This window comes from Mycobacterium sp. RTGN6 (assembly GCF_033804605.1).
Lineage (GTDB): Bacteria > Actinomycetota > Actinomycetes > Mycobacteriales > Mycobacteriaceae > Mycobacterium.
In genome coordinates this window covers 1-18,212 of sequence record NZ_JAPZKZ010000005.1, presented here as the reverse complement: position 1 = coordinate 18,212, position 18,212 = coordinate 1, and the positions used below count along the sequence as shown (strand labels likewise).

The 18,212-nt window shown below is 67.8% G+C and carries 18 protein-coding genes; 13 read left to right on the top strand and 5 right to left on the bottom strand.

Going from position 1 to position 18,212, the window contains the following annotated elements; translation table 11 throughout:
• Genes SLQ33_RS13640 through SLQ33_RS13630 form a run of 3 tightly spaced genes read left to right on the top strand, consistent with a single transcriptional unit; the run spans position 1 to position 2,851 of the window.
• Positions 1–1,503: an MlaD family protein gene (locus SLQ33_RS13640; RefSeq protein WP_319454397.1), complete on the top strand. Its 1,503-nt coding sequence runs from the start codon at positions 1–3 to the stop codon at positions 1,501–1,503.
• Positions 1,467–2,177 carry an Mce protein gene (locus tag SLQ33_RS13635; RefSeq protein WP_319454396.1) on the top strand — a complete coding sequence of 237 codons (711 nt, stop codon included), beginning with the start codon at positions 1,467–1,469 and terminating at the stop codon, positions 2,175–2,177. The genes SLQ33_RS13640 and SLQ33_RS13635 overlap by 37 nt, the downstream gene beginning before the upstream one ends.
• Positions 2,174–2,851, top strand: a complete 678-nt coding sequence (locus SLQ33_RS13630) for a hypothetical protein (RefSeq protein ID WP_319454395.1) — start codon at positions 2,174–2,176, stop codon at positions 2,849–2,851. Before SLQ33_RS13635 ends, SLQ33_RS13630 begins: the two co-directional genes overlap by 4 nt.
• Positions 2,852–2,858: 7 nt before the next feature.
• On the opposite strand, the gene SLQ33_RS13625 is transcribed toward SLQ33_RS13630, so the two are convergent.
• Complete coding sequence (locus SLQ33_RS13625) at positions 2,859–3,662, bottom strand: SDR family oxidoreductase (RefSeq protein WP_319454394.1); 804 nt, start codon at positions 3,660–3,662, stop codon at positions 2,859–2,861.
• A 23-nt stretch (positions 3,663–3,685) separates the two neighbouring features.
• Between SLQ33_RS13625 and SLQ33_RS13620 the strand changes: the two genes are divergently transcribed.
• The 3 genes from SLQ33_RS13620 (at position 3,686) to SLQ33_RS13610 (ending at position 7,326) form a co-directional block, all read left to right on the top strand.
• Entirely contained in the window at positions 3,686–4,951 is a 1,266-nt protein-coding gene (locus SLQ33_RS13620) for a WS/DGAT domain-containing protein (protein ID WP_319454393.1), read from the top strand.
• A 41-nt stretch (positions 4,952–4,992) separates the two neighbouring features.
• Positions 4,993–5,517 carry a DoxX family protein gene (locus SLQ33_RS13615; protein ID WP_319454392.1) on the top strand — a complete coding sequence of 175 codons (525 nt, stop codon included), beginning with the start codon at positions 4,993–4,995 and terminating at the stop codon, positions 5,515–5,517.
• A 69-nt stretch (positions 5,518–5,586) separates the two neighbouring features.
• Entirely contained in the window at positions 5,587–7,326 is a 1,740-nt protein-coding gene (locus tag SLQ33_RS13610; RefSeq protein WP_319454391.1) for a DUF3556 domain-containing protein, read from the top strand.
• Here the strand turns inward: SLQ33_RS13610 and SLQ33_RS13605 are convergent.
• Entirely contained in the window at positions 7,316–8,113 is a 798-nt protein-coding gene (locus SLQ33_RS13605) for a FadR/GntR family transcriptional regulator (RefSeq protein ID WP_319454390.1), read from the bottom strand. The two genes, SLQ33_RS13610 and SLQ33_RS13605, sit on opposite strands and share 11 nt — an antisense overlap.
• Before the next feature lie 164 nt (positions 8,114–8,277).
• Between SLQ33_RS13605 and SLQ33_RS13600 the strand changes: the two genes are divergently transcribed.
• Genes SLQ33_RS13600 through SLQ33_RS13590 form a run of 3 tightly spaced genes read left to right on the top strand, consistent with a single transcriptional unit; the run spans position 8,278 to position 11,376 of the window.
• Positions 8,278–9,423 carry a thiolase family protein gene (locus SLQ33_RS13600; protein WP_319454389.1) on the top strand — a complete coding sequence of 382 codons (1,146 nt, stop codon included), beginning with the start codon at positions 8,278–8,280 and terminating at the stop codon, positions 9,421–9,423.
• Entirely contained in the window at positions 9,420–10,223 is an 804-nt protein-coding gene (locus tag SLQ33_RS13595) for a crotonase/enoyl-CoA hydratase family protein (protein WP_319454388.1), read from the top strand. The genes SLQ33_RS13600 and SLQ33_RS13595 overlap by 4 nt, the downstream gene beginning before the upstream one ends.
• Before the next feature lie 10 nt (positions 10,224–10,233).
• A complete protein-coding gene (locus tag SLQ33_RS13590) occupies positions 10,234–11,376 on the top strand; it encodes an acyl-CoA dehydrogenase family protein (RefSeq protein WP_319454387.1) in 1,143 nt (380 codons plus the stop codon).
• A 59-nt stretch (positions 11,377–11,435) separates the two neighbouring features.
• On the opposite strand, the gene SLQ33_RS13585 is transcribed toward SLQ33_RS13590, so the two are convergent.
• Together SLQ33_RS13585 and SLQ33_RS13580 are read right to left on the bottom strand one after the other, a co-directional pair.
• Positions 11,436–12,158, bottom strand: a complete 723-nt coding sequence (locus SLQ33_RS13585; RefSeq protein WP_319454386.1) for a fasciclin domain-containing protein — start codon at positions 12,156–12,158, stop codon at positions 11,436–11,438.
• Between the two features lie 156 nt (positions 12,159–12,314).
• The gene (locus tag SLQ33_RS13580; protein ID WP_319454385.1) at positions 12,315–13,598 is read right to left on the bottom strand and encodes an MFS transporter; all 1,284 of its coding nucleotides are present in this window, start codon (positions 13,596–13,598) and stop codon (positions 12,315–12,317) included.
• Between the two features lie 82 nt (positions 13,599–13,680).
• Between SLQ33_RS13580 and SLQ33_RS13575 the strand changes: the two genes are divergently transcribed.
• Both SLQ33_RS13575 and SLQ33_RS13570 read left to right on the top strand, forming a co-directional pair.
• Entirely contained in the window at positions 13,681–14,637 is a 957-nt protein-coding gene (locus tag SLQ33_RS13575) for a GlxA family transcriptional regulator (protein ID WP_319454384.1), read from the top strand.
• Positions 14,638–14,660: 23 nt separating this feature from the next.
• Entirely contained in the window at positions 14,661–15,188 is a 528-nt protein-coding gene (locus SLQ33_RS13570) for a gamma carbonic anhydrase family protein (protein ID WP_319454383.1), read from the top strand.
• A 6-nt stretch (positions 15,189–15,194) separates the two neighbouring features.
• On the opposite strand, the gene SLQ33_RS13565 is transcribed toward SLQ33_RS13570, so the two are convergent.
• Positions 15,195–16,223, bottom strand: coding sequence for an aldo/keto reductase (locus tag SLQ33_RS13565; RefSeq protein ID WP_319454382.1), 1,029 nt, complete (start codon positions 16,221–16,223; stop codon positions 15,195–15,197).
• Between the two features lie 92 nt (positions 16,224–16,315).
• Between SLQ33_RS13565 and SLQ33_RS13560 the strand changes: the two genes are divergently transcribed.
• Positions 16,316–16,966, top strand: coding sequence for a TetR/AcrR family transcriptional regulator (locus tag SLQ33_RS13560; protein WP_319454737.1), 651 nt, complete (start codon positions 16,316–16,318; stop codon positions 16,964–16,966).
• A gap of 5 nt (positions 16,967–16,971) precedes the next feature.
• Positions 16,972–18,108, top strand: a complete 1,137-nt coding sequence (locus SLQ33_RS13555; RefSeq protein ID WP_319454381.1) for an NAD(P)H-binding protein — start codon at positions 16,972–16,974, stop codon at positions 18,106–18,108.
• Positions 18,109–18,212: the final 104 nt, after the last annotated feature.

Sequence of the window (18,212 nt, the reverse complement as noted above, 5' to 3'; positions counted from 1 at the left end):
ATGATTTTGACGAGACAGATCCTGATTCAGATGGCGATCTTCGCCGTCGTGTCGACCACGGCGCTTGCAGTCATGTTGTTCGGATACATGCGGCTGCCGGCGATGATGGGAATCGGGGAGTATCGCGTCACCGTGGAGCTACCCGAAACCGGTGGCCTCTACCCACGCGGCAACGTCACCTACCGCGGCGCGCAGGTCGGCATGGTCGATAGCGTTGAGCTGACGGATGGCGGTGTGGCGGCAGTGCTGTCGCTGAACTCGGACGTCAAGATTCCCGCCGACGTCGAAGCCGAAGTGCACAGCCAGTCCTCCGTCGGCGAGCAGTACGTCATGCTGGTGCCCCGTAGTGGGCAGGGGCCGGAGTTGAGGGACGGCGATGTGATCCCTCGGGACCGCACCACGGTTCCGACGGATGTCAACGCGGTCTTGGAAGACACGACGCGCGGTCTCGAGGCGATCCCTCGGGAGAACCTGAAGACGGTCATCGACGAGGCCTACATCGCGGTCGGCGGGCTCGGGCCGGAGCTTCGCCGGCTGGTCAATGGCAGCACCGCGCTGGCCATCGACGCTCGCCAGAACCTCGACCCGCTGACCACCCTGATCGACCAGTCCAAACCCGTGCTGGACAGCCAGACCGACACTGCAGGCTCGATCCAGGCATGGGCGGCGAACCTGGCGAGCATCACCGGCCAGCTGCAGAGCCAGGACCCAGCCGTGGCCGGCATCCTGCAGAAGGGCCCGGGCGCCGCCGATGAGGTGCAGGCCTTGTTCGATCGGGTGCGGCCAACGCTGCCGATCGTGCTGGCCAATCTGGTCAGCATCGGCGAGGTGGCCGTCACCTACCAGCCGAGCCTCGAGCAGCTGCTGGTGCTGTTGCCGCAGGGCACCGCCGTCACGCAGGCCGTCGGCGTGCACAAGCGGAACACCAAACAGGACTACGAAGGCGATGCCTTGGTCTTCAACCTGAACCTGATGATCCCCAATTTCCCGGCGCCGATCCCGTTGCCACCGCAGCAGCTGCCGCCGCCCTGCACCACCGGCTTCCTGCCGGCCCAGCAGCAGCGGGTGCCCACCTTCGAGGACTACCCCGACCGGCCACCGGGCAACGTCTACTGCCGAGTCCCGCAAGACGCGCCGTTCAACGTCCGCGGTGCGCGCAACATCCCCTGCATGACCGTCCCGGGCAAACGCGCCCCGACCTGGCAGATGTGCGAGAGCAACGAGACTTACGTGCCGCTCAACGACGGCTACAACTGGAAGGGCGATCCGAACGCCACGCTGTCCGGGCAGGACGTTCCGCAGTTGCTGCCGGGGTCACCACCTGCGCAAGCCGCTCCACCGCCCCCTCCGGCGGCGCCGCCAATCGCAGCCGCCGAATACGACCCAGCCACTGGCACGTACGTTGGACCCGACGGACATGTGTACACACAGTCCAATCTGGCCCGTAATGCCAAAGAGGAGCAAACATGGGAGACGATGCTGCTGCCCCCGCCGGGGGGTTGAGCGACGTCGCGGAGGACACCGCGGCCGAACCCATCGAACCGGCGGACGAGGCTGACGCGTCCGACACCGAGGCTTCCGACGATGCGACCGTCGACGACGAGGACGCAGCCGACGAGGAGGCAACCAACGAGGACGAGGACGGTGACGCCCCGGTCGCGACCAAACGGTCGATGTCACCGGTCCGCCTGGCATTGATCCTCGGGCTCGTCGCGGTGCTGGCCTTGTCGGGACTCGTCGGCTGGCTCGGGTATCGCGCCCACCAGGCGCAGGTCGCGAAGGACCAGCGCGGCCTGTTCCTTCAGGTCGGCAGGCAGGGTGCGGTGAACCTGACCACGATCGACTTCGAGCACGTCGACGACGACGTCAAGCGCATCCTCGACTCCGCCACCGGATCGTTCTACGACGAGTTCCAGCAGCGAGCTCAGCCGTTCGCCGAGGTGGTCAAGCAGGTCAAGTCGAAGTCCGTCGGCACGGTGACCGAAGCGGGGCTGGAGGTGACGGACGCGCAGCAGGAGTCGAAGATCCCGACCGACGCCGAGGTGCTAGTGGCCGTCACGGTCAACACGTCCGTCGCCGGGCAGCCCGAGCAGGCCCCCCGCGCCTGGCGCATGCGCATTCGGGTCGAGCAGGTTGACGACGGGGCCAAGGTTTCCAACGTGGAGTTCGTACCGTGACAGATACCCCTGACGAGAAGTCGACCGCTGACGAGAAGTCGACAGCGATCGAGGAGACCGAGCTGGCCGAGGCCAGCACGGCGACGGACGTCGAGACGGCTGAGGCCGACGACGCGACCGAACCCGACGAGGCGACCGAGCCCGCCCCTGGCGACGAGACCGCGGCCGCCGCGCAGCCCGACCGCAAGCGCATCGACTGGGCGAAGATCGCGGCATTCGGCGTGATTCCGGCGCTCGCGCTGATCCTCGCGTTGGCTGCCGGATGGCTCAAGTTCGTCGACAACTCGGCGAGCGACGACGTCAACGCGCGCATCGAGTCCATCCAGGTCGCCAAGGACAGCACGATCGCCCTGTTGTCGTACCAACCCGACAAGGTCCAGCAGCAGCTGACCGACGCCCAGGCACTGCTGACCGGAACCTTCAAGGATGACTACAAGAAGCTGATCGCCGACGTGGTGATCCCTGGCGCTCAGCAGAAGCAGATCTCCGCGGTCGCGACCGTGCCACGCGCTGCGTCGGTCTCGGCCGATCAGAAGAAGGCGGTGGTGCTGGTGTTCGTGAACCAGACCGTCGTCGTTGGTGCCGACGCACCGTCGGCCACCGCATCGAGCGTGCGCGTCGAATTGGAGAGGGTCGACGGCAAGTGGCTGATCTCCAAGTTCGAGCCGGTGTAACGACCAGCTAGCGCTTCTTCAGCCCTGGGTGGCTGCGGGCGACCATCGGAAGCAGCAGGCGGCGCGGCAGCAGGTGATTCGCGGCAGCGCCGACCCTGTTGAACATGCCAGGCACGATGACCGCCTTGCCTGCCGCGAGGCCGTCGACGGCGATCCTGGCGACCTCGTCGGCGGCGACCCACATCGGCTTCGGTAACGCCGCCTCGGCTTCCTCGTCCGAGAAGCCCGCCAGTTCGCCGAAGCCTGTCTTCACGGGGCCCGGGCACACCGTCGACGCGGTGACGCCGGTGCCGCGCAGATCCTGCCGGAGCGCATGGGTGTACGACAGCACGAACGCCTTGGCCGCGCCGTAGGCGGCCTGGCCGGGCAGCGGGCCGAACGCGCCGACCGACCCGACGTTCAGCACGGCGCCGCGCCCGCGCGCGACCATTCCGGGGACGAAGCGGCTGCAGAGGTCGACGACCGCACTGACGTCGACTTCGACGAGGTTGAGCTCGGCCACCGGATCCGACTCGGCCACCGGGCCGAGCGTGCTGAGCCCGGCGTTGTTCACCAGCACGTCGACGACGAGCCCGAGCTCGGCCACCCGGTCGGGCAGGCCGGCGCGCTCGGCAGGCTTGGAGAGGTCCCCGGGCAGCACGTGCGCCACCGTGCCAAGCGCGGCGGCGAGCGCGGTCAACTTGTCGGCGCTGCGCGCAACGAGCACGACGTCGCGTCCGCGGCGCGCGAACTCCCGTACGAGTTCTTCGCCGATCCCCGACGACGCCCCGGTGACGAGTACCACCCCGTTGCTACTCGCCGATGGAAGCATGGCCCGCAGCTTAACCTTGGCCCATGAGTGCGCATCGCCTGACGCCGGTCGACGCGCAGACGTTCTGGACTGCGGCGAAGATCCCAAACGACACGTTCCTGTTGTTCGGATTCGCGGGCGTCCCAGACGACCTCGACGACGCGCTCGACGAGGTCCGGCAGCGGGCCGGGCGGTGCGCGGAACTGTGCGTGCGCGTCGACGATCTCGGCGGGCTGGGGTACCCGGTGTGGGCCGATCGTGGCGTCGAAGCCGCGCAGTTCGTGGTGCACCGCCTCGAGAACACCACGTGGGCGGGCTGTCTGGCCGCGACGATTCCCTTGATCGACGATCAGCTGGACGCGACCGAGGTGGCCTGGCGGCTGCACGTGTTTCCGGCGGTCGATGGAGTGCCAACGGTATCGGGGCCGGGCTCGGTGGCGGTGCTGCAGATCTCGCACGCGCTCGGTGGCGGTGGACGCACGTCGGTGTCGGCCGCGCTGATGTTCGGCCGAGTCGGTTCGATGCCCGAGGTGACGCCGTGGAATGTCGGGCCGATTCAGCTGCCGCTGTTGGGGTTTCGCGCGGCGCGGGCACATCGTCGGATCGTCGCCGAAACCGCGGCCGGCGACTTGCCGCAGCCCGCCACACCATATCCGGCGCTGCGCACCAACACCCGTCCGACGGGAACGCGTGGCCTGCGGACCGTCGTCCGTCCGCGCACCGCGTTGTCGACGCCGACGGTGACGGTGGCCGCCCTGTCCGGGATATCGGCGGCGCTCTCCGAGCACCTCCGCGCACTCGGCGACGATGCGGCCACGCTGGGGGCGGAGCTGATGATGGCGAAGTCGGCGCCGCGGCGGTCGTACAACCACTTCGGCGCGGCGGGCATCGGGCTCTATCCGGAGCTGGACGGTTCGGCCCGGTCCGATCGGATCGCCGGGGACATCGACGTCCGCCGCCGACGGGCCGACCACCCCGCGATGCGTGCGGCGGACATGGCCTTCGCGGCCACTCCCGCACCGTTGTTGCGATGGGGGATAACGCAATTCGATCCCGACGTACAACTGGCCTCGGTCAACGGCAATACCGTGGTCTCCAGCGTGAACGGCGGCGCGGCGGACTTCGCGTTCGGTGGCGCCCCCGTCGCCGTACTCGCGGCGTTCCCCGGCTTGTCACCGATGATGGGGCTGACGCACTGCGTGTGCGGGGTCGGCGACACGATTTCGATCAGCGTGCACGCCGCGGAGTCGGCGGTCGGTGTTGATGGACTCGACGCCTACGTCGAGCGGCTCGAGGCGGCGCTCGGCTAGGGGGTGGGCAGCGACTTAACAGATGGCCTAGATTCTGTTGCGTGACTGCCTACGATTTCGCCCTCCTCGTGCTTCGCGTCGTGCTTGGCCTGACCATGGCCGCCCACGGTTACAACAAGTTCTTCGGCAAAGGCGGGCTGGCCGGGACCGCGGGCTGGTTCGACAGCATCGGCATGAAGCCGGGCATGTTCCACGCGCGCGCCGCGGCGACCACCGAGATGGCCGCTGGCCTGGGCCTGGCCGTCGGACTGCTCACCCCGATCCCGGCCGCCGGGTTCGTGGCGCTGATGTTCACCGCGGCTTGGACCGTGCACCGGAAGAACGGCTTCTTCATTGTCAAGGAGGGCTGGGAGTACAACCTGGTCCTCGCCGTGACCGCGGTGGCGATCGCAGGCGTCGGCGCGGGCAAGCTCAGCCTCGACCACGCGCTGTTCGGTACCTCGTCGCTGTACGAGTACCTGCACGGCTGGTGGGGCCTGCTCATCGCGGTTGGCCTCGGACTCGCGGGCGGCATCGGCCAGGTACTGATCTTCTTCCGCCCGCCCGCGCCCAAGGAAGCCGCCTAGTTCCATCTGCTCGCGGTGAGAAACCGGAAGTGAATCCGCCAGACTAGAACACGTTCTAGTCTGGCCCGCATGGGATTTCTGAAGCAGGACGCGCCCGTCGTCGACTACGAAGAGTGGAGCAAGGGCACGCGCGCCGAGCGGATCGTCCCCATGGCCCGGCACTGGGCCGAGGTCGGCTTCGGAACACCCGTCGTCATGCACCTCTTCTACGTGGTGAAGATCCTGCTGTACGTGCTCGTCGCGTGGCTGATCGTGCTGAGCACTACGGACATCGACGGCTTCACAAACGTGGCGTCCTGGTACGCCGAGCCGATCGTCTATCAGAAGGTCGTGCTCTACACGATGCTGTTCGAGGTCGTCGGGCTGGGCTGCGGGTTCGGGCCGCTGAACAACAGGTTCTTCCCGCCGATGGGATCCGTCCTGTACTGGTTGCGGCCCAAGACGATTCGGCTGCCACCGTGGCCCAACCGGGTTCCGCTGACCAAGGGCGACGCGCGCACCCCGCTCGACGTGCTGCTCTACGCGGCGCTGCTGGTCATGCTGATCGTCGCGATCTTCTCCGACGGCACCGGCCCCATTCCCGAACTCGGCACCGAGGTGGGCGTGCTGCCGGTGTGGCAGACCGCGACCATCCTCGGTCTGCTGGCGGTCGCCGGCCTGCGCGACAAGGTGATCTTCCTGGCCGCTCGCGGCGAGGTGTACGCCGCGCTTGCGGCGTGCTTCCTGTTCAGTGGCGAGGACATCATCATCGCCGCCAAGCTCGTCTGCCTCGTCATCTGGATTGGCGCCGCGACGTCCAAGCTCAACAAGCACTTCCCGTTCGTCATCTCGACGATGATGAGCAACAACCCCGTGTTCCGGCCACGGTGGATCAAGCGTCGCTTCTTCGAGCACTTCCCAGACGATCTTCGCCCCGGCCGGGCGTCCCGGTGGCTGGCGCATTTCAGCACGGCGATCGAGGGGTTGGTGCCGCTCGTACTGTTCTTCTCCAGCGGCGGCTGGCCGACGTACGTCGCCGCATTCGTGATGGTGTGCTTCCACTTCGGCATCCTGTCGTCGATCCCGATGGGAGTGCCGCTGGAGTGGAACGTCTTCATGATGTTCAGCGTGCTGGCGTTGTTCGTCGGGCACGCCGGGGTTGGGCTGGGCGACGTGGCGAGTCCGTGGCCGATCGTGTTGTTCGCCGTCGTCGCGGGCACCGTGGTACTGGGAAACCTGTTCCCGCGCAAGGTCTCCTTCCTGCCGGGGATGCGGTACTACGCAGGCAACTGGGACACCACACTGTGGTGCCTCAAGCCGTCGGCCGAGCAGAAGATCGCCGAGGGCATCGTCGCGATCGCCAGCATGCCCGCCGCACAGATGGAGAAGTTCTACGGCAGCAAGGAAACCGCGGAGATGTACCAGTACATGGGGTATGCGTTCCGTTCGTTCAACACGCACGGCCGCGCGATGTTCACGCTCGCCCACCGGGCGATGGCGGGGCAGCACGAGGCCGACTACACGCTCACCGACGGCGAGCGGATCTGCAGCACCGCGATCGGCTGGAACTTCGGGGACGGGCACATGCACAACGAGCAGCTCATCGCCGCCTTGCACGAGCGATGCCACTTCGAACCCGGTGAGGTGCGGGTGCTATTGCTCGACGCGCAACCAATCCACAAGCAGCGTCAGCAGTATCGCCTCGTCGACGCGGCCACCGGAGAGTTCGAACGCGGCTACGTCAACGTCGCCGACATGGTGACGCGCCAGCCGTGGGACGACACCGTGCCGGTTCACGTGACGTGGTCGGCGACGACGATCAGCCCATGACGTCGCGGACCTTGACGTCCTCGAGTCCCTGAAGCGACAGTTCTCGAGCGACGTCAAGGTGCTTGCGCCAATGCGCCTCGGCCGCCGCGCCGTCGCCCGCGCGCAGCAATTTCATCAGGCGACCATAGGACCGCATCAGTTTGTCGTAGTCCGCCTTCGAGACTGGGCGGCCTTCCTTGAAGACGAATGCGGTGTGCCGCACGGTGATCTCGTGCAGCATGCCCGCGATGATCGCGAGCGTGGCGTTGCCCGACAACTCCACCATGCGACGGTGAAAATCCCCCGTCGTCTGGGCCAGCCGATCGGACTGCCAGCCGACGGGGATGTGTTCGGCGACCATCTTTTCCAGCTCGTCGAACGCCTCAGACGTGCCGGATTCGGCAAGCAGCCGCGCGGCCATCGGTTCGATGCCTGCGCGCGCGACCATGACGTCGGCGATGGTCGCGCCCGACAACTCGAGCAGCAGACCAGCGGGCCGCGCGACGATCTCTGGCCCTGGCACCCGCACGCGGGCACCGGTGCGCGAGCCGCGGCGCACCTCGACGAGCCGTTCGGACTCCAACACGCGGACGGCTTCCCGAAGCGTGGGCCTGCTGACACCGAAGTGGGCCATGAGCTCGGCTTCATTGGGCAGGAAGTCGCCGTCGGTGAGTTGGCCGTCGACGACCATGCGGCGCAGCGTGCCCGCGACGAGCTCGGCGGTCTTGGGTGAGCGGATTTGCGTGCCCGCCAGCGATGCGACACCTTCCGGCCCGATCATCGGAGCCAGCGGTGTGCTTCGCGTCACAACATCTCCCAAACAGTGTTTTCCCGAGCTATGCAACTCAGTAAACCATGTCGGATGGACTGAGCCGGGCTCGAACATCCGGCGCCAGCCTACCAACCAGTAGGTTGACCTAGTAAACTTTGTTCCTCTACCTTCGGGGGACATCACATTCAAAGGAGAGTCCCATGGCTGAAGCCGTCATCGTCGAGGCCGTCCGGTCCCCGGTCGGCAAGCGCAACGGCGGCCTGTCGGGCGTTCACCCCGGTGAACTGTCCGCCCAGGTCCTCAACGGTCTGGTCGAGCGGGCCGGCGTCGACCCGGCGCTCGTCGACGACGTCATCTGGGGTTGCGTGATGCAGGCCGGTGAGCAGGCGCTCGACATTGCGCGCACCGCCGTGCTCGCCGCCGGGTGGCCGGAGAGCGTGCCAGGGGTGACGGTCGACCGGCAGTGCGGATCCAGCCAGCAGTCGGTGCACTTCGCCGCGGCAGGCGTGGTGGCCGGCCACTACGACGTCGTCGTCGCGGGCGGCGTCGAGTCGATGTCGCGCACCCCGATGGGCGCCTCGCTGGCCAACGGCGGGCATCCGTACCCCGAGGCGTTCCGCGCCCGCTACACCCAGACCCCCAACCAGGGCACTGGCGCAGAGATGATCGCCGACCAGTGGGGCTTCAGCCGCACCGACCTCGACCAGTTCTCCCTCGGGTCGCACGAAAAGGCCGCCACCGCACAGGATTCCGGTGCGTTCGACGCCCAGATCGTCGGCATCAAGGACCAGGACGGAAACCCGGTGCTGAAGGACGAGGGCATCCGCCGTGGCGGCACCATCGAGTCGATCGGCAAGATCAAGCCCGCCTTCAAGGAGGACGGGGTGATCCACGCCGGCAACTCCAGTCAGATCTCCGACGGCTCGGCGGCGCTGTTGTTCATGTCCGCCGAGAAGGCTAAGTCGTTGGGGCTCAAGCCGCTTGCCAAGGTGCACACCGCGGTCCTGGCGGGTGCGGATCCGGTGATCATGCTGACCGCGCCGATCCCGGCGACGCAGAAGGCACTCAAGCGCTCCGGCCTCTCGCTCGACGAGATCGGGGTGTTCGAGGTCAACGAGGCGTTCGCCCCCGTGCCGCTGGCCTGGCTGAAGGACATTGGCGCCGACGAGAAGAAGCTCAACCCCAACGGCGGCGCCATCGCGCTGGGCCACCCGCTCGGTGGTTCGGGAGCCCGCATCATGACGACCATGCTGTATCACATGCGGGACAACGGAATTCAGTACGGCCTGCAAACCATGTGTGAGGGCGGCGGGCAGGCCAACGCCACCATCCTCGAACTGCTGTGACGGAGCCGGACACCGCGACCGCCCCCGCCGCTCTCGTCGAGCGGCGGGGCAACGTCGCGCTCATCACCATCAATCGGCCCGAGGCCCGCAACGCCGTCAATGCCGCGGTCAGCACCGCCGTCGGCGACGCGCTGGACGCGGCGCAGCGCGATCCGGAAGTGCGTGCCGTCGTCATCACCGGTGCGGGCCAATCATTTTGCGCCGGAGCCGATCTCAAGGCGATATCACGTCGGGAGAACCTGTTTCACCCCGAGCACGGCGAGTGGGGCTTTGCGGGCTACGTCCAGCACTACATCGACAAGCCGACCATCGCGGCCGTCAACGGCACCGCGCTGGGCGGCGGTACCGAGTTGGCGTTGGCCAGCGACCTCGTCGTCGCCGAGGAGCGCACCAAGTTTGGGCTACCGGAAGTGAAGCGCGGACTCATCGCCGCGGCCGGGGGCGTGTTCCGCATCGTTGATCACCTGCCGCGCAAGGTCGCGATGGAGTTGTTGTTCACCGGTGAGCCGATGTCGTCGGCGGACGCGCTGAAGTGGGGCCTCGTCAACCAGGTGGTGCCCGACGGCACCGTGGTGGACGCGGCGCTCGCGCTCGCCGAGCGCATCACCGGCAATGCGCCGCTTGCCGTTTGGGCGAGCAAGCGTGTCGCCTATGGCGTCGACGACGGCGTGATCACCGGCGACGAACCCGGCTGGAGCAGGACCATGCGTGAGATCGGAGGTGTGTTGCGCTCCGAGGACGCCAAGGAGGGGCCACGCGCCTTCGCCGAGAAGCGCGAGCCCGTATGGCAGGCCAAGTGAGGGAGAGAAGATGAAGCGACTGGTATTCGAGCCCGAGCACGAGCAGCTGCGCGAGACCGCGCGCCAGTTCCTCGAGAAGGAGTGCGCGCCGCACGCCGAGAAGTGGGAGAGCGAGCGGCTCGTCGACCGCGAATCGTATGTCGCCGCAGGGAAGTACGGCCTGATCGGCTTCAACCTGCCGGAGAAGTTTGGCGGCGGAGGCGTCGACGACTTCCGGTTCAACGCGGTGATCGTCGAGGAGTTCAGCAAGTTCGGCCCGGCCACGCCGGGAGTGAGTCTGCAGAACGACATCGTCGGCCCCTACTTCGCGAACCTGGCCAACGACGAACAGCAGGAACGCTGGCTGCCCGGCTACATCACCGGCGAGCTGATCGGCGCCATCGCCATGACCGAGCCCGGCGCAGGTAGCGACCTGGCAGGCATCAAGACCTCCGCGGTGCGCGACGGTGACGACTGGATCCTCAACGGCTCCAAGACATTCATCTCGGCGGGCATCAACTCCGACCTCGTCATCGTGGTGGCCCGCACCGACCCCGAGGCCGGCCACAAGGGCTTCTCGCTGCTGGTCGTCGAGCGCGGCATGGAAGGCTTCAGCCGCGGTCGCAAGCTCGACAAGATGGGTCTGCACGCCGCCGACACCTCCGAACTGCACTTCGAGAACGTGCGGGTGCCCGGCGCGAACCTGCTGGGGGAGGAGGGCAAGGGCTTCTACCACCTGATGACGAACCTGCCCTCGGAACGGCTCTCCATAGCCATCGCGGCGGTCGCGGGGGCGCGTGCGACGTTCAACGAGACGCTGCAATACGTCAAGGACCGCAAGGCCTTCGGGCAGCCGATTGGCACGTTCCAGCACAACCGGTTCCTGATGGCCGAGATGGACACCGAGCTCGAGATCGCCGAGCAGTACGTCGACCGGTGCCTGCGCGCCGTCGTCGACGGTGAGCTGACGGCCGTGCAGGCCTCCAAGGCCAAGTGGTGGTGCACCGAGCTCGGCAAGAAGGTCGTCGACAACTGCGTGCAGCTGCACGGCGGCTACGGCTACATGAACGAGTACAAGGTCGCCCGTGACTACGTCGACGTGCGCATCCAGACCATCTTCGGTGGCACCACCGAGATCATGAAGGAGATCATCGGCCGCGACCTAGGCCTGTAGCGGCTTCGGCGCGCTTCCGGTCGCTAGGAGACCGAAAGCGCGCCGAAATCGCTGAAGAACTAGCCCGCGGGGGCCGGGGCCGGGGCGCTCGTCGTGGTGGTCGTGGTCGCAGTGCTGGACAGCGTCGTGCCGGCGCGCGCGGCAGCGGCCGCCTCAGCACCGGTGGTCTTGTCCAGCACGGTGTCGATGACGTAGATCCTGGCGTTGCTGGCCTGGATGGCACCGCAGATCATTTTGGCCGAGTCGTTGACCTTGATGTCGCCGCCCTTGCCCTTGACCGTCAACTCGGTGCCCTGCTGGGAGGGGCGGGTGCCCTGCACGTCGTCGTTGGCCAGCAGGCCGAGGAAGACGTGGTAGTAGTCCAGGCTCGTCAGCGCGGCGGGGTCGGCCTTGAGCGCCTCGAGCTGAGCGGGATCCAGTGCCGCGAACGCGTCGTTCGTCGGGGCGAACACCACGTAGGGACCGTTCTCCAGCACCGGCACGATGTTGACCGCGGGGTTCAGTCCGCCCGAGACGGCCGCAGTGAACGTGCTGATCGCCGGGATCTTCGCCAGCGCGGCGCCGACGGGCATGGTGTCCAGGTTCGTCCAGGTCAGGCCCGCGGTGGCCAGGTCGGCCTTGATCGGGTCGCAGCCCGGGCCCTGCGGATCCGGCGGCGGCTTGATCGCGGTGGGTTCCGGGGGCGGTGGGTCGGCCTGGGCGGTGATCGCCAGCGGGAGTGACACGGCGATCGCAGCGATCGCGGCGGAAACTCCCAAGGTCTTGCTGGTGCGAGTCTTCACGTTCGGCTCCTCAGCTCTCTCAACGACGTGTCGTCTTTCTGGATTGGCGAAATACAGGTGCAAATCTGCTCCTTGCGTCCGCCCCGACACGGCGCCCCCGAAATGGTAAGTGCAGGGCACGGAGTTACCCCAATCGCAGTGACGTGGGCCACACCTTCACGCGGAGGCTGACACGGCCTCGGCCGGTGCCTTCCGCACGCTCAGACACAACACCGCCGCGATACCGCAGAGCCCGGCCGCGAGGTAGAACGCCAGGTCGTAGTCGCCGTTGCGATCGCGAAGCCAACCCGCCGCCGCTGCGGCGACGGCCGCGCCCAACTGGTGCGATGCGAATACCCAGCCGAACACCACCGGAGCCCTCGCGCCGAAGTAGTTGCGGCACAACACGATCGTCGGCGGCACCGTGGCCACCCAGTCCAGCCCGTAGAAGATGACGAACACCCAGGTGCCCGGCTCCGTGTGGGGCGCAAGTAGCGACGGCAGCAGGAGCAACGAGATCCCGCGGCCCGCGTAGTACACGACGAGCAGCAGCTTCGGGTCGACGCGGTCGGTCAGCCAACCCGAGCACACCGTGCCCGCGACGTCGAGGATGCCAATGGTGGCGAGCAGGCCGGCGGCGACCGTCGTCGGCATGCCGTGGTCGTTGGCCGCGGGTATGAAATGGGTTCCGATCAGCCCGTTGGTGGTCGCCCCGCAGATGGCGAAGCTCCCCGCCAACAGCCAGAACGCGGGCACCCGCGCGCCGATCCGCAGCCCGTCGAAGGCCGCGCGGAAGCTGCCCGTCGGGATGGCCTCCGGCTGCGACGTCGTCGCACCGTAGGCGGTCAACCCGACGTCCTGCGGGCGGTCGCGCATGAACGCGACGACGAGCGGCACCACGCACAGGGCGGCCGCCGCGACGACCAGCGACGCCCAGCGCCAGCCGTGCCGGGTGGTGAGCTCGGCGACGACGGGCAGGAAGATCAACTGACCCGTCGCGCTCGCCGCGGTCAGTACCCCGGTGACAAGGCCGCGACGCTGCTCGAACCACCGGGTCGACACCGTCGCGACGAAGCCCATCGAGATCGAGCCCGTGCCGATCCCGACCAGCACGCCCCAGAACAGGACCAGCTGCCAACTGGCGGTCATCGTCGTCGACAGCGCCGAACCCGACGCGATCAGCACCAGCGCCACGGCCAACACCCGGCGTACGCCGAAGCGGTCCATCAGAGCGGCCGCGAATGGCGCGGTGAGTCCGAACAGCGTCATGTTGACCGACATCGCGAGGCCGACGGTGCCGTGCGACCAGCCGAACTCGTGGTGCAGCGGGTTCATCATCACGCCGGGCACCGAGCGGAAGGCCGCGGCGCCGAGGATCGCGATGAAGCTGACCGCGGCCACCACCCAGGCCCAGTGAAGACGGGGCGTGCGCGTGGTCTCGGTGTCGCCGGTGACGGTCACCCAATCACGATCGCGTGTCGAGCACCCGCGGCGCCAGTGGCATGAATGACACCAATCGTCAAAAACATGCCAAACTGGTCTCGTGCACCGCGTCGTGGTCCTCCTTATTCCGCCCGTCGTCGGATTCGACGCCGCGATCGCCCCGATGCTGCTGGGCTCCGCCGAGGACGACGACGGCAATCCGCTCTACGACGTCGTCACCGCTGCGCTGACCCGTGACACCGTTCCGGCCACCAGCGGCTTCGGCATCGTCCCCGCGGCCGGACCGGAGGTGCTCGCCACCGCCGACACCGTCGTCATCCCCGGCACGCGCTACGCGCCCGCGCGCCGTGACGGAGTGCTTGCACCGGACGTTCGCGCCGCGCTCGACTCCATCCGGCCAGGCACCCGACTGGTGTCGATCTGCACCGGCGCATTCGTGCTCGCCGCGGCGGGCCTGCTCGACGGGCGGCGCGCCACCACTCACTGGAAGTTCGCCGACGCGTTGCGACGGTTGCATCCCGCGGTGCGCGTCGACGAGAAGGTGTTGTTCGTCGACGACGGCGACGTGCTTACCTCCGCGGGCCTTGCGGCCGGAATCGACTTGTGCCTGCACATCATTCGCAATGATCATGGGGCGCAGGTGGCCAACGCGGTGGCCAAGTACTGCGTCGTTCCGCCGTGGCGCGAGGGCGGCCAGGCCCAGTTCATCGATCGGCACGTGCCTGCTGCCGACGACGCCTCGACGGCGGCCACTCGTGAGTTTGCGTTGCGCCACCTCGACGAGGAGCTGACCGTCGAGCGGCTGGCGCGGCACGCGAACATGAGCCCGCGCACGTTCAATCGGCGCTTCCGTGAGGAAACCGGACAGGCGCCGGGGACCTGGATCCGCAACCGGCGCGTCGATCGGGCGCGCGAGTTGCTCGAGTCGCGTGACCTCCCCGTCGACGAGGTGGCCCGTCGCAGCGGCCTTGGCACCGGCGGCAACCTGCGACACCATCTGCGCCGCGGGCTGGGGATGTCGCCGTCGAGTTACCGCAAGACCTATCAAGGCAGTTGATGGCCGCGGTTAAGATCGCGCCCATGCCCGAGCCACTCATCAAGGCCGTGAACGGCCGTGCCCCGCAACTGCACACGGAATCCTGGGTCGCGCCGAACGCCAGCGTGCTCGGTGACGTCAGGCTCGCCGCGAAGGCCAGCGTCTGGTACGCCGTCACGCTGCGGGCCGAGTTCGAACCCATCGACATCGGCTACGGAACCAACATTCAGGACGGCTCGACCATCCACGTCGACCCCGGCTTCCCCGCGCGGATCGGATCCGGCGTCAGCGTCGGACACAACGCGGTGCTCCACGGATGCACGGTCGAGGACGACTGCCTCATCGGTATGGGCGCGATAGTGCTCAACGGCGCGGTCATCGGGACCGGGTCGCTGGTCGCCGCGGGTGCGGTGGTCCCGCAAGGCGCCGTCATTCCGCCACGGTCGCTGGTCGCAGGCGTGCCGGGAAAGGTGCGGCGCGAGCTGAGCGATGACGAGGTGGCGGGCAACCGCACCAATGCGCTGGTCTACGAGCATCTGAGTGAAATGCACCGCAACGCCGCCGACTCCTGAAACGCGTTACGTCAGCGGCGGATTCAGCATGGCGAAACCCTCCTGACGGTGGTACGGAAAGTACGGGTAGGGCGCGTCGGTCGAGCTGACCTCGTCCAGTCGCGCACGCTGCGCGTCGTCGAGGCGCCAGCCGACGGCGCCAAGGTTCTCGACGAGTTGGCGCTCGTCGCGCGCCCCGACGATCACCGACGACACCGTCGGGCGGGTAAGGAGCCAGTTCAACGCCAATTGGGGCACCGTGCGGCCCGTCTCCTCCGCGAGTGCGTCGAGCACGTCGAGGATCGCGAACATGCGGTCATCGTCGACGGGAGGTCCGGCCTCTGCGGTGGTGTGCAGCCTGCTGCGCGCCGGCAGCGGGGTGTCGCGGCGGACGCGACCGGTCAGCCTGCCCCAACCCAACGGGCTCCAGACCAGGGCGCCGACGCCCTCGGCGGCGCCCAGCGGCATGAGTTCCCACTCGTAGTCCCGGCCGACCAGCGAGTAGTAGACCTGGTGCGCGATGTACCGCGTGCGATGCTGCCGGTCGGCGATGGCCAGTGACTTCATCAATTGCCAGCCGCTGAAGTTGGACACCCCGAGATAGCGGATCTTGCCCTGGGCGACAAGGGTTTCCAGCGTGTGGACGACCTCGTCAATGGGTGTGGCGGCGTCGTAGCCGTGAAGCTGGAACAGATCGATGCGGTCCGTGTTCAGGCGACGCAGCGCCGCGTCGACGGACCGCAGCAGTCGGGTGCGCGAGGTACCCCAGTCCTCGGGTCCGGTCGGCAGCGCGGCCTTCGTCGAGATGAGCACGTCGTCGCGGCGGCCCTTCAGGGCGGCACCAAGCACTACCTCCGATGCGCCCTCGGAGTACACGTCCGCGGTGTCGAACAGCGTGACGCCCGCGTCGAGACAGACGTCGACGATGCGTCGCGCGGCGGCGACGTCTGTGTCGCCCCACGCTCCGAAGAAGTCACCGACTCCGCCGAACGTCGCTGCGCCAAAACCCAGTTCGGACACCACCAGACCTGAATCGCCAACCCGTCGATACTCCACGTGCGCCTCCTTGTTGGGATCATCTTCCCGTTAACTGATCTCCTGACACAACGCCTTTAACGGGATGATATTCCCGATAGGATGTGGACGTGATGAGTCCCGGCGCCGCTCGCCCCGGTGGTCGTACCGCCGAGGTGCACCGCGCAGTGCTTCGGGCCACCGAGGAGTTGCTCGTCGAATCCGGGCTCGCAGGATTGGAACTCACGGTCATCGCCGAGCGGGCAGGAGTTGGCAAGTCCACCGTCTACCGCCGATGGGGCTCAGTGCCTGCGGTCGTCGCCGACCTGCTCACCGACATGGCGGACCAGTCGGTTGCGCGGGCCGACACCGGGTCGCTGCGCACCGACCTGCGGGCCAGTGCGCAACTCGTCCGCGACACTCTGTCCGACCCGCGCCAGGGGCCGCTCTTCAAGGCGATCATCGCCGCCGCGACGTTCGACCCGCGCACGGCCGAGGCGTTGGCCGGGTTCTACGAGCGCCGCGTCGCCGAGTGGGCCAGGTGTATCGACGCCGCAATTGCGCGCCAAGAGGTGTCGGGTCGGATCGATGCGTGTGCCGTCATTCGCTCGGTGTCGGCCCCGCTCTACTACCAGTTGCTTACCAGCCGGACTCCGCTAACGAGGCGGGATGCCACCCGCGCCGCCGACGCGGCCCTCGCTGCGCTATACGCGGGAGTCTTCACCGTGCGAGGTCGGCGACACACTGGTTCCACTGGAACGGCTCCGGGTACAGCCGTACGGTGACGTCGATGCGGATACTGGTGACCGGGGCAACGGGTTATGTCGGCTCGCGGCTCGTTGGCACACTTCTCGGCGAAGGGCACGAGGTCGTCGTCGCCAGCCGCAACGTCGCCCGGCTCGCCGACTTCGGCTGGTTCGACCGCGTCACACCGGTGTACCTCGATGCGGCCGACGAGGATTCCGTCTCCAGCGCGTTCGGCGTGGCAGGTCCCGTCGACGTCGTCTACTACCTCGTCCACGGGATCGGGCAGCCGGACTTCCGCGATGCCGACAACCGCGCCGCGGCCAACGTCGCGTCGGCGGCGCGCGACGCGGCAGTCCGCCGGATCGTGTACCTGGGCGGCTTCGTGCCCGACGTCGGCGAGCTGTCCGAACACCTCACCAGCAGGGCCGAGGTCGCGCACGCGTTGACCGTGGACGGTGGCCCCGAGGTGGTTTGGCTGGGGGCCGCGATGATCCTCGGTGCGGGGTCGACGTCCTTCGAGATGCTGCGCTACGTCGGCGACCGGTTCCTGGTGATCCCCATGCCACCTTGGACGGCCAACTCGATGGATCCGATCTCGATCCGTGACGTGCTGTACTACCTCGTCGCGGCCCTCGACGAGCGCGTGCCCGCGGGCGCTTACGACATCCACGGCCCGGAGCGGACGACGTACGGTCAGCTGATGCTGAGCTACGCTCGGCTGTCGGGGAAGTGGCGCCACGGACTTCCCGTGCCCGGCGTCGACATGTCGGTGCTCTCGCGTGTCGCCGCGGCGGCGTTGCCGGTTCCAGGCGGCCTGACTGCCGATCTCGTTGAGTCGCTTGATCATCCGATGATGGCCTCGGCCGACGGGCTGCACGCGTTGGTGCCTGACCCGACCGACGGATTGGTCGGCATCGACCATGCCATCGCCCTGTCGTTGTCGGGCGGCAAGCCGCGTCCCGTCGACGGGTTGGCCGACCCGCATCACTTGGCGGATACCGATCCCGGCTGGGCAGGTGGCGACGTGCTGCGCATCCGCCGGCTGGCCACCCTCGTCACGCCCGCGCTGGTGCGGCCCGCGCTCGGGCTGCTCGGCCTGGTGCCCGGGCCGCTTGCGGGTGCGGTGCGCACCGGTCTCGACACGCTGATCGGGCTGGCGCCGAAGGGTGCGACCGCATGAGTTGCCCTGTGTCAAGCCGCTCCCGGTTGGGGTCTGTCGAGCAGTGCTTGGAGGGCGCGATGCTGGGTGGGGTCGTAGGTGGTGTGGTCTTGCCAGCAGTGCCA

What these genes read in the sequence shown, in the direction of transcription:
- SLQ33_RS13620 (WP_319454393.1), top strand. Translation starts at nt 3,686, where the DNA reads ATGAGTGCGCATCGCCTGACGCCGGTCGACGCGCAGACGTTCTGGACT.
- SLQ33_RS13560 (WP_319454737.1), top strand. Translation starts at nt 16,316, where the DNA reads ATGAGTCCCGGCGCCGCTCGCCCCGGTGGTCGTACCGCCGAGGTGCAC.
- SLQ33_RS13640 (WP_319454397.1), top strand. Translation starts at nt 1, where the DNA reads ATGATTTTGACGAGACAGATCCTGATTCAGATGGCGATCTTCGCCGTC.
- SLQ33_RS13600 (WP_319454389.1), top strand. Translation starts at nt 8,278, where the DNA reads ATGGCTGAAGCCGTCATCGTCGAGGCCGTCCGGTCCCCGGTCGGCAAG.
- SLQ33_RS13570 (WP_319454383.1), top strand. Translation starts at nt 14,661, where the DNA reads ATGCCCGAGCCACTCATCAAGGCCGTGAACGGCCGTGCCCCGCAACTG.
- SLQ33_RS13610 (WP_319454391.1), top strand. Translation starts at nt 5,587, where the DNA reads ATGGGATTTCTGAAGCAGGACGCGCCCGTCGTCGACTACGAAGAGTGG.
- SLQ33_RS13625 (WP_319454394.1), bottom strand. Translation starts at nt 3,662, where the DNA reads ATGCTTCCATCGGCGAGTAGCAACGGGGTGGTACTCGTCACCGGGGCG.
- SLQ33_RS13555 (WP_319454381.1), top strand. Translation starts at nt 16,972, where the DNA reads ATGCGGATACTGGTGACCGGGGCAACGGGTTATGTCGGCTCGCGGCTC.
- SLQ33_RS13590 (WP_319454387.1), top strand. Translation starts at nt 10,234, where the DNA reads ATGAAGCGACTGGTATTCGAGCCCGAGCACGAGCAGCTGCGCGAGACC.
- SLQ33_RS13635 (WP_319454396.1), top strand. Translation starts at nt 1,467, where the DNA reads ATGGGAGACGATGCTGCTGCCCCCGCCGGGGGGTTGAGCGACGTCGCG.